Raw genomic sequence first — 549 nt, 5'->3', positions numbered from 1 at the left:
CTCCTCGCCGGCGTCGGCGCGACCGCCCTCGGTCTCACCCTCGCGGCGGGGCTGGCCGGCCCGCTCCCGGCGATCGCGCTCATCGCCCTCCTCTGCGCCAGCCTGCCGGCCCAGCGCAGCCTGTACCAGCACGTCGCCCGGGTCGCGGAGGGGCTGCGCGGCGAGGGTCTGCCGGGCGGCCGGCGCGCGGTGTCGATGATCGTCGGGCGCGATCCCGAGACGCTGGACGAAGCCGGGATCTGCCGCGCCGCGATCGAGAGCCTGTCGGAGAACTTCTCCGACGGCATCGTCGCGCCGGCCTTCTGGATCGGGCTCGGCGGCCTGCCGGGCGGCGCGCTCTACAAGGCGATCAACACCGCCGACAGCATGATCGGCCACCGCACCCCGCGCCACGAGGCCTTCGGCTGGGCTTCGGCCCGGCTCGACGACCTCGTGAACCTGCCCGCCTCGCGGCTCACCGCCCTGCTGATCGTCGCCGCCGCCGCGATCCATCACGGCGCCTCGCCGGGCGGCGCTTGGCGCGCGATCCGGCGCGACGCCGGCCGCCAC

General features: G+C 76.5%; 1 protein-coding gene. It reads left to right on the top strand.

From position 1 onward, the window contains the following. Positions 1-549: CobD/CbiB family cobalamin biosynthesis protein (locus FV230_RS29145; protein WP_147844819.1), on the top strand; the 549-nt coding region annotated here is incomplete at both ends.

The sequence above is a fragment of the Methylobacterium sp. WL6 genome (assembly GCF_008040095.1).
In the GTDB taxonomy this organism is placed as follows: domain Bacteria; phylum Pseudomonadota; class Alphaproteobacteria; order Rhizobiales; family Beijerinckiaceae; genus Methylobacterium.
The sequence above is the reverse complement of the archived record's forward strand: the minus strand, read 5'-3'. Positions and strand labels throughout refer to the sequence as shown.